Annotated in this window: 6 protein-coding genes; 4 read left to right on the top strand and 2 right to left on the bottom strand. The window is 67.2% G+C overall.

The window, feature by feature from the left end:
- Positions 1-174 precede the first annotated feature (174 nt).
- Entirely contained in the window at positions 175-1,131 is a 957-nt protein-coding gene (locus tag OXF11_10740) for a TAXI family TRAP transporter solute-binding subunit (GenBank protein ID MCY4487575.1), read from the bottom strand.
- A 95-nt stretch (positions 1,132-1,226) separates the two neighbouring features.
- Here OXF11_10740 and OXF11_10735 point away from each other — a divergent pair, with 95 nt between their 5' ends.
- From OXF11_10735 to OXF11_10720, 4 genes are all read left to right on the top strand, one after another.
- On the top strand, positions 1,227-2,606 hold the full coding sequence (locus OXF11_10735) for a flavin monoamine oxidase family protein (GenBank protein MCY4487574.1): 1,380 nt from the start codon (positions 1,227-1,229) through the stop codon (positions 2,604-2,606).
- A gap of 105 nt (positions 2,607-2,711) precedes the next feature.
- The gene (locus OXF11_10730; GenBank protein MCY4487573.1) at positions 2,712-3,590 is read left to right on the top strand and encodes a xanthine dehydrogenase family protein subunit M; all 879 of its coding nucleotides are present in this window, start codon (positions 2,712-2,714) and stop codon (positions 3,588-3,590) included.
- Positions 3,587-4,075 (top strand): (2Fe-2S)-binding protein, encoded by a 489-nt coding sequence (locus OXF11_10725; protein MCY4487572.1) that lies wholly within the window; start codon positions 3,587-3,589, stop codon positions 4,073-4,075. The genes OXF11_10730 and OXF11_10725 overlap by 4 nt, the downstream gene beginning before the upstream one ends.
- 202 nt (positions 4,076-4,277) lie before the next feature.
- Positions 4,278-6,590: a xanthine dehydrogenase family protein molybdopterin-binding subunit gene (locus tag OXF11_10720; GenBank protein ID MCY4487571.1), complete on the top strand. Its 2,313-nt coding sequence runs from the start codon at positions 4,278-4,280 to the stop codon at positions 6,588-6,590.
- A gap of 204 nt (positions 6,591-6,794) precedes the next feature.
- On the opposite strand, the gene OXF11_10715 is transcribed toward OXF11_10720, so the two are convergent.
- Complete coding sequence (locus tag OXF11_10715) at positions 6,795-9,008, bottom strand: xanthine dehydrogenase family protein molybdopterin-binding subunit (protein ID MCY4487570.1); 2,214 nt, start codon at positions 9,006-9,008, stop codon at positions 6,795-6,797.
- Positions 9,009-9,582 lie beyond the last annotated feature (574 nt).

Here is a 9,582-nt window from a genome sequence, read left to right as displayed (position 1 = left end):
CCCGGCGACCCCTGTCAGGTTGCGCTGCATAGGACCGCTCTCTGCCACGTGTCCGATGCGGCGCGGACACCCGGGCGTTCGCTCACGTCAGGTGGTTTCACGTTGGTTGAAGGTGTCGAAGTGAAAAAAGAGGGCCGGCGTTCCGCGCCGGCCCTCTTTGCGTAGGGGGCCCCTCTACTTGAGGATGCCCTTCTCCTTCAGGTACTTCTCCATGCCGGGGTGCCGCGGCGCGCCCACGTCGTTGGTGGCGTTGGCCACCTTGACGCGCTCGAAGGCTTTCACGGCTCCGGCGAAGTCGCCCAGGTTGTCGTAGACGGTCTTCGTGAGCTTGTAGACGCGCTCCTCCGGAACGTCCTCATTCGTAATGATGAGCAGGAAGGTCTGAACGGTGTTCACGTCGTTCTTCTGGTCGTAGTTCTTCTTGTCCAACGTGAAGGGGCCGACGCCGGGATTGGCCGTGTTCATCTTCGCAATGTCTTCCTTGGAGAAGGAGAGAATGCGGATCGGCGCGTGCGCCGCCAACTGCACGATGGGCGCGTAGTTCTCCTCGCCGGGGCCGAGGTACGCGTCGATGTGGTTGTCCTTCATCTGGGCCACGGCGTCGTTGAAGCCGAGGTAGTTGACCTTGGAGAAATCCTCGTACTTGATGCCGAGGGCACCGAGCATCTGCTGGTTCAGCGCCTGAAACGAGAACCGCTTGGGCATGACGTTGACTCTCTTGCCCTTGAGCTGCTCGTACGACGTGACATCGGATTTCGCCCATACCAGCCAGAACAGGTAATTTGGGTAAAGCACCGCGGCCACGCGCACCTTCTTGGCCTGCGCCTCCTTGCCCTTGAACATCTTCGCCCCCTTGAGGGCTTCCTGAATGCTCGTTGCGCTGGAGAGACCGAAGCTCAACTTGCCGGCCATGACGTTCAGCAGGTTGGACGTGCCACCGCCGATTTCCACCGTCACCTGGTCGCCGTAGTTCTTGTCGGCCAGCCGCTGCAACACGGTCCCGATGGGATACCAGGAGCCGCCCGGCTTCGACGCACCAAACTTGTAGCTCTCCGCCAGGGCCGCCGGCGCGAGCGTCGCGACAAAGAGCGCGACCAACGAAACTACCAGGAACCTCTGTAATCGACTCATCGTGAACTCCTTTCGCTGCTCTTCCGGCACGCCGTGCGGGCGCGGGGGCCGCGCTCGATCTGCCTCCCGGCTCCGGCCAGGGGAAGCGCATTGTCATTCTCGGCGCCGGCATCTCCGGCATGACCGCCGCCTACGAGTTGACCAAGGCCGGTTACCGCTGCACGATCCTGGAGGCCACCGGACGCGCCGGCGGGCGCAACCTCACGGTGCGCGGCGGCGACGTCATCGAGGAGACCGGCGGCCGGCAGCGGGTGGACTTCGACCGCGGCGACCACCTGTACGCGAACCTTGGCCCGGCGCGCATTCCCTACCACCATCGAACGCTGCTGGGTTACTGCAAGGAGTTCGGCGTCGAGCTGGAAGTCTTCACCAACGACAACCGCGCGGCCCTCTTCCACAACCGGGAGCGCTTCGACGGCAAGCCCGTGGCGGGCCGCCGGGTCATCACCGACACCCGCGGCTACATCGCCGAACTGCTCGTCAAGGCGGTGAACGCCGGCTCCCTGGACAGCGAGCTGACGGGAGAGGACAAGGAGCGCATCCTGGAAATGCTGGTCCAGTACGGCGGCCTCGATCCGGACCGGCTGTACAAGGGTTCCAGCCGCGGCGGCTATCGCGGCGAGCAGCTCCACGCGGGCCTCAAGGCCGGAGAGGTGAACTCCCCCCTCGACCTGAGCGAACTCCTCAACGCGGACTTCTGGCAGTACAAGCTCCACTTCAGCCAGTTCCTCGACCAGAACCCGACGCTGTTCCAGGCCGCCGGCGGCATGGACGCCATCACCAAGGCCTTCGAGCAACGCGTCGGTCCGCTCATTCGCTACAACAGCCCCGTCAAGGAAATTCGCAAGACGCCAGCGGGGGTCCGCGTGATGACCGAACGGGAAGCCGTCGACGCCGACTTCGCCGTCTGCACGGTGCCCGCGCCCGTGCTGAAGGACATCCCCAACGACTTTTCCGCGGAGACCCGCGCGGTCATCGAATCGATCAAGTTCGTGTCCGCGGTGAAGGTGGCCTTCCAGAGCCGCCGCTTCTGGGAGGAGGACCACGCCATCTACGGCGGGACCTCGTGGACCGACCAGGACATCACCCAGATCTGGTACCCGCCCTACGGCTATCAGCGGGACAAGGGGATTCTCGTCGGCGCCTACATCTGGGACGAAGAGCCCGGACTGCGCTTCAGCGCCCTGAGCCCGGCGGAGCGGCTGCGCGCCGCCGCCGCCGAAGGCGAACGCATCCATCCCGGTTATACGGCCGAGATGGAGGCCGGGGTCAGCCGAGCCTGGCTCAACGCGCCGTTCCAGAAGGGCGGCTGGCCCGGGGAACGCCACGCCTCACCCGAGGCCCTTCAGAAGCCCGACGGGGCCATCCACTTCGCCGGCGATCAAGTCACGGGTCTTCCCGGATGGCAGGAGGGCGCCGTCCTCGGGGCGCACCTCGCGGTGAATGCGATCCACGAACGGGTTACGGCGCGGTGACGCGGGCGGGCGCATTCTTGACAACCCTGGGGTAATCGTCTAGGCAGCCCAAAGAAAGTCATCTGCGCTATCAATCCGGGCACCCATAAGGCACCCTCCAATCCTATGAAACCCGCACCCTTCGAATATTATTGTCCGGAAACCCTGGACGAGGCGGCCGGCTTGCTCAACGAGCACGGCGACGACGGCAAGGTCCTGGCGGGCGGCCAGAGCCTCATGCCGCTCATGAGCCTGCGGCTGGCGCGCCCCTCCGTGATCGTGGACCTGAACCGGGTATCCGGCCTCGACGGCATCGGCGCCAACGGCGACGGCGGCCTCCACATCGGCGCGCTGACGCGCCAGCGGGCACTGGAACGGGACGCCGACTTCCCCGCGCGGAACCCGCTGCTGGCGGCCGCGGTACCGCTGATCGGCCACTTCCAGATCCGCAACCGCGGCACCGTGGGCGGCAGCCTCGTGCACGCCGATCCGGCGTCGGAACTGCCGGCTGTGACCGTGGCCCTGGGCGCCGACTTCGTCCTCACCAGCGCCGGCGGCGAACGGGTGGTGAGCGCGGACGACTTCTACCTGGGCTACATGGCCACCGCCATCGAGGCCAACGAGGTGCTCACCGAGATCCGCGTACCCGCGTGGAAGGCGGGACGCCTGTGGGGCATCGACGAGGTATCCCGGCGCAAGGGCGACTTCGCCATGGTAGGCGTGGCGCTGTGGGCGGACATGGACGGCGCCAACTGCGCGGACGCCCGCATCATCCTTTTCGGCGTCGGCGGCCGGCCCGTCCGGGTAGAGAAGGCCGAGCAGCGGCTCCAGGGAGCCACCCTGGACGACGCCACCCTCAAGGAAGTCGAGCGCATCGTCTTCGAGGAGCTGGACCCCGACTCCGACATCCACGCATCGGCACTCTACCGCAAGGAAGTGGGCGGCGTGCTCACCCGGCGCGCGCTGCGCGCGGCGGCGGCCAGGGACACGGAGGGCGGCGCATGAGCACCAAGAGCATCCTCAACCTGACGGTGAACGGCAAGGCGTACGAGAAGCTCGTGGAAGTGCGCATGACGCTGGCGGATTTCCTGCGCAACGAGCTGGACCTCACCGGCACGCACCTGGGGTGCGAGCACGGCGTATGCGGCGCGTGCACGGTGATCATGGACGGCGAGGCGGTGCGCTCCTGCCTGCTGCTGGCGGTGCAGGCGGAGGGCGCGACCCTGGAGACCGTCGAGGGGCTGGCGGACGGCGACCAACTGCACCCGCTGCAGGCGGCGTTCCAGGACCGGCACGCGCTCCAGTGCGGCTTCTGCACCCCCGGTTTCCTCATGACCGCCACCGCGTTCCTGAAAGAGAACCCCAAGCCCACGGAAGCCGAAATCCGCGAGGCCATCTCCGGCAACATCTGCCGCTGCACCGGCTACCAGCCCATCATCGAAGCCATCGGACAGGCGGCCCCGGAGGTAGGCGGCAAACCCCGCGAGTGAGGCGAAATGACGCCGTCGCCCGAAAACGTCATTCCCGCGAAGCTGGTTGTGGCAAAACTCCACTTGGCCACGAACCGGCACCGCCACCCTGAAGAGTCATTCCCGCGAAAGCGGGAATCCAGGAGGGGTGGCGCGCGGAATGACGTCTTTCGGGGAGCGGTAGAATAGCATCGGCGCATTTCCCTGAACGGAGCATTCGACCATGGCGGAAACATACATCGGCGCTCCCATCAAGCGGCGCGAGGACATCCGGTTCATCACCGGCGCGGGCACCTACGTGGACGACATCAAGCTGCCCCACATGGTCCACGCCGCCATCCTGCGCAGCCCCCACGCCCACGCCCGCATCCGCGACATCGACACCAGCCGGGCCGAGGCCATGCCCGGGGTGGTCTTGGTGTTCACGCTGAAGGACATCGGCGAGCTGGACGCCACCGTCCCCATCCGCATGTACAAGATCCCGGGACTGGACAAGTACCTGCAGCCGTCGCTGGCGCGGGAGGTGGTGCGCTACGTGGGCGAGCCCGTGGCCGTGGCGGTGGCGGAGAGCCGCTACCTCGCCGAGGATGCGCTGGACGCCATCGACGTGGACTACGAGGTGCTCCAGGAGGTCATGGACGTGCGCGCGGCCATGGAGGACAAGGTGCTGGTGCACGAACACAACGGCACCAACCTGGCCGGCGTGCACCACGTCTCCATCGGCGACGCCGACAAGGCCTTCGCCGAGGCCGACTACACCCGCCGGGAGGAGTTCCGCGTCCACCGCTTCACCGGCAACCCCATGGAGACCCGCGGCATCGTCGCCCACTTCGACCGCGGCAGGGGCGAGCTCAGGGTCTACGGCGCCACCAAGCTGCCGCACCTGAACCGCCAGACCATCGCCGCCTTCCTGCAACTGCCCGAGCACAAGTGCCACTTCGAGGAGAACGACGTGGGCGGCGGCTTCGGCATCCGCGGCGAACTGTACCCGGAGGACTTCCTGATCCCCTTCGCCACCATGCGCCTCGGCGCTCCCGTGAAATGGATCGAGGACCGGCGCGAGCACCTGCTGGCGGCCAACCATTCGCGGCAGGTCACCTGCGAGCTGGAGATCGCCGCGCGCAAGGACGGCACGCTGCTGGCGATCCGGGCGCAGATATACGGCGACATGGGCGCCTACGTGCGCACCCACGGCGGCCTGGTACCCTGCTCCACCGGCGCGCTCCTGACCGGCCCCTACCGCATCCCCAACTACCAGGCCAAGATCCACTGCGTCATGACCAACAAGACCGGCCTCGGCACGCTGCGCGCCCCCGGCCGGGTGGAGTCGTGCTTCTACCGCGAGCGCATGCTCGACATGATGGCGCGGGATCTGGACCTGGATCCGGTGGAGCTGCGGCGCAAGAACCTGGTCACGCCCGAGGAGATCCCTTACGAGATCGGCTTCACCCGGCCCAGTGCCCACCCCACGATCCTCGACAGCGGCGACTACGCCAGCGCCCTGCGGCAGGCGCTGGAGCGTTTCGAATACGACGAGATGAAGGGCATCCGGGGACTCCAGGAAGACGGCCGCTACCACGGCGTGGGCCTGTCGTACTTCGTCAAGAACACCGGCGGGCTCGAGCCCTACGAGGGCGCGCGCATGGTGGTGGGCGAAGGCGGCGGCGTCAGCGTGTTCCTGAGCATCGCCCAGCTCGGCCAAGGGCACGAGACCGCCATGGCACAGATCTGCGGCGACGCCCTGGGCGTTCCCATGGACGCCATCTCGGTGTTCCACGGCAACACGGACCTCTCGCCCTTCGGCTGGGGCACCTTCGCCAGCCGCGGCACGGTCATGGCGGGCAACGCCGTGCACCTCACCGCGCTGCAACTCAAGGACAAGATCCTGGAGGCGGCGGCACGCCACCTGGACGCGGACGCGGGTAGTCTGTCGCTGGAGGACGGCAACATCATCCGGACGGGCACCGAGGCCCCGGCGCTGCCTCTCGGCGAACTGGTGACGCACATGCGCGAGTCCATCACTCCCGAACAGGGCGTCCCCGAGCTCGAAGCCACCGCCTACTACAACTCCAACAACATCACCCACACCTACGGCGTGCATCTGGCCCACGTGGCCGTGGACCCCGAGACCGGCATGCTGGAGGTGCTCAAGTACCTGGTGGTGGAAGACGTGGGCCGGGTGGTCAACCCGCTCATGGTGCGCGGCCAGACCGTCGGCGCCGCCGTGCAGGGCATCGGCGGCGTAGTGCTGGAAGAGCTCGTGTACGGCGAAGGCGGCCAGCTCCTCACCACCACGTTCCTGGACTACCTGCTGCCCACCAGCACCGACGTCCCGCCCATCGACGACCTGGTGCTGGAAGAAGCCCCCTCACCCTACAACCCCCTCGGCGTCAAGGGCGCCGGCGAAGGCGGCATCGTCGGCACCGCCGGCGCCCTGGGCAACGCCGTCAGCAACGCCCTCGGCATCGAAGTCAAGGACCTCCCCCTCAGCCCCGACCGCATCCGCGGATGGCTCCGCGCACGCGACGACGGCTAGCGCTTTCGCCGCTGCCACCCCGAAGAGTCATTCCCGCGAAAGCGGGAATCCAGGGGCGGTGGTGAGGCACTACAGCGGCGCTTCCCGGCCCCACCACCCCTGGATTCCCGCTTTCGCGGGAATGACTCTTCGGGGGACGGTAGCCTCGGGAGTTTTGACACAGCCTGTCACGCGGGAATGACCGATTCGTGTGGCGTTACCACTTCACTTTTCCCCGTCCCTCAACGCCCGCCACACCCGCTCCGGCGTCAGCGGCAGGTCGCGGATGCGCACGCCGGTGGCCCGGGCCAGGGCGCTGACCACCGAGGGGGCCACGGAGAAGATGCCGCCCTCGCCCATGCCGCGGCTGCCGTAGGGGCCGATGCCGTCGCGGTTCTCCACCAGATACGTGTGATACTCGGCCGGCAGGTCCTTGAACTTGGGCACGCGGTAGTCGACGAGGTTGGGGTTCAGCAACTGGTGGTCGTCGTGCACCATCTGCTCCATGAAGGTGTGACCGATGCCCATCATCGCCGCGCCCTCCTCCTGCCCGATGCAATGCTGGGGATGGATGGCCTTGCCGACGTCGGCCACGGAGACGTAGCTGGCCAGCTTCAGCGCGCCCGTGTCGCGGTCGATGTCCAGCTCGGCGACTCCCATGCCCACTTCCCAGAGCACCGGGGTCTTCCAGCCCACCATCTCCGGCCCCATGGTGCCGCGCCCGACGATCTCGCCGGCAACCGCGCCGAAGCGGCAGGCGAGGGCGTCGGTGAAGGACATCTCCCGCTCGCCGGCAACGAGCCGGCCCTCCGACAACGTCACCTTTCCGGCCGTCACACCGAACGACTTGGCGGCGATGGCGCGCAACTGCCGCTTGAGGTCCCGGGCGGCGGCCAGCACCGCCCGGCCCATGACCGTGGTGGAGCGGCTGGCGCCGGTGGAGTGGTCGTAGGGCGTGACGGTGGTATCCACGGGAACGGGCCGGACCCGCTCACGCGGCAGCGCCAGCTCTTCGGCGACGATCTGGGTGAACGTCGTCTTGACCCCCTGCCCCATCTCGGTGCTGCCGGCCAATATCGAGACATGGCCGTCCGCGCCCAGGCGCACGAGCGCCACCGACACCGGCAACACACCGCCGGCGTTGGTGGAGCCGCAGGCCATCCCCAGCGGCGCCCTCCGGTCACGGGCGCGGCGCCGCCAGCGGGACCTCGATACAAGCCGCTTGAGGCTCGAATGCAGGTGCACGTCCACGGGCCGCAGCTTTGGCTGCAGGACCTCGCCGCGCTGGAGCAGGTTCCTGTCCCGCAGCTCCACCGGATCCATGCCCAGAGCCGCCGCGATCTCGTCCATCTGCGACTCGCACGCGAAGATGGTCTGGGGCGCGGCCACCGAGCGGAACGAGCCGGCGGAGCCGGCGTTGGTGTGCACCGAGTACACGTCGCTCCTGAGATGGGGGATCCGGTAGGGTCCCAGCACCCGGGTGGCCGCGAGCTGCGCCACCATGCGCGTGTTCTCGGTGAACGCGCCGGTGTCGAGACGGATCTCCGCCTGCCGCGCCACCAGGGTGCCGTCGTTCATCACTCCGGTCCTGAGCTTCACGGCGGCGCCGTGCCGGCGCACAGTGACCATCGCCTCCGGCACCGACAGGCACAGCCGCACCGGACGGCCCGCCTTGCGCGAGAGCAGCACCACCAGGGGCTCGAACTTGCTGTAGGACTTGCCGCCGAAGCCGCCGCCCAGGAAGGAGACCTGCAGCCGCACCTGGGAGCGGGTGACGCCGAAGATGCGCGCGATGTCGCCCTGCACGAGAAACGGGTGCTGCGCCGACGACCACAGGTCGATGCTGTCGGCACCCCAACGGGCCACCGCGCCGTGGGGCTCCATGCTGTAGTGGTAGACGCTGGGGAACGTATAGCGGCCCTCGAAGACCCGGTCCGAGGCCGCGAAACCCTGCTCGACGTCGCCCTGCCCCACCCGCTCGTGGGCGCACACGTTGCCGGGTGCATCGTCGTGGATCAGCGGCGCCCCCGGCGCCAGCGCGGCATCCACGCCCAGCGCCGCCGGCAGCTCCTCGTAGTCCACGTCGATCAAGGCGAGCGCCGCCTCCGCGATGTGTTCGTCGTCCGCCGCCACCGCCGCCACGGGCTCGCCGACGTAACGCACCTTCTCCAGGGCCACCACCGGGCGGCCGTTGTAGAAGGGGTCGAGGCCGGAGAGGTCCTTCGCGGTCACCACCGCGCGGACGCCGCCCAGGGCCTCCGCCCGCGACGCGTCGATGGCCCGGATGCGCGCGTGCGGCAACGGGCTTCGCAGGATCCGGCCCTCAAGCATTCCGGGCAGCACGATGTCTCCGGTGTACTTGGCGCGCCCTGTCACCTTGTCGAAGCCGTCCACCCGCGGCACATTCCGGCCCACGTGCTGGAACCTTGATCGCGGCATGCTGCTCGTTGTCCTCCGGTCCTCAAACTAGTGTGATGTCTGGTTAATCCGCACAATAATATGCGGAGGATTTTTCGTTGTCGGCAAGGCGCGATGACTTGTAGGGGCGACCTGCGGTCGCCCCCAGTGGCGGGCACCACGCGAGGAAGAGTAACGCAGCCGACGGCGAAAAAGACCCATATATCGTATATTGATCTCACCTGATTTCTCACCATTTACTCGGGTAGCGGACAAGCGCTGTCATGTCAAGTCCCGTCACGACAGTGCTGCAATAACTCTCTATATTACAGTGCCTTATAGTGGTTTCCGAATGACTCATGCTCCTGTGCCGTTCGGACAAGCCACGCCAGATGATGACAGCCCACACTCCAGGCTGCGATTCCAGTGGGTTGCGTTTCGATTACGGTCCTGATAGCATTTTCTCCGGTTTCGGGGGCCGGGTAGGAGGGGTCGTCACCGAGCCCCTCCCCCCACAGATCCGAGCGTGCGCGATTGACGCACTCGGTTCCTCATCTGACAGGTTCGCTCATTAAACGTTGCCATGAGCGCGTGAACGTGACGTACGGCAGAGGAT

Source organism: Deltaproteobacteria bacterium (genome assembly GCA_026712905.1).
Classification (GTDB): Bacteria; Desulfobacterota; Binatia; order UBA9968; family JAJDTQ01; genus JAJDTQ01.
Note: the sequence above shows the minus strand (reverse complement) of the source record. Positions and strands in the feature narration are given on the sequence as shown.

Bases quoted from the DNA above. Each gene is read 5' to 3' on its own strand.
- OXF11_10740 (MCY4487575.1), bottom strand. From the start codon at position 1,131: ATGAGTCGATTACAGAGGTTCCTGGTAGTTTCGTTGGTCGCGCTCTTT.
- OXF11_10730 (MCY4487573.1), top strand. From the start codon at position 2,712: ATGAAACCCGCACCCTTCGAATATTATTGTCCGGAAACCCTGGACGAG.
- OXF11_10725 (MCY4487572.1), top strand. From the start codon at position 3,587: ATGAGCACCAAGAGCATCCTCAACCTGACGGTGAACGGCAAGGCGTAC.
- OXF11_10720 (MCY4487571.1), top strand. From the start codon at position 4,278: ATGGCGGAAACATACATCGGCGCTCCCATCAAGCGGCGCGAGGACATC.
- OXF11_10715 (MCY4487570.1), bottom strand. From the start codon at position 9,008: ATGCCGCGATCAAGGTTCCAGCACGTGGGCCGGAATGTGCCGCGGGTG.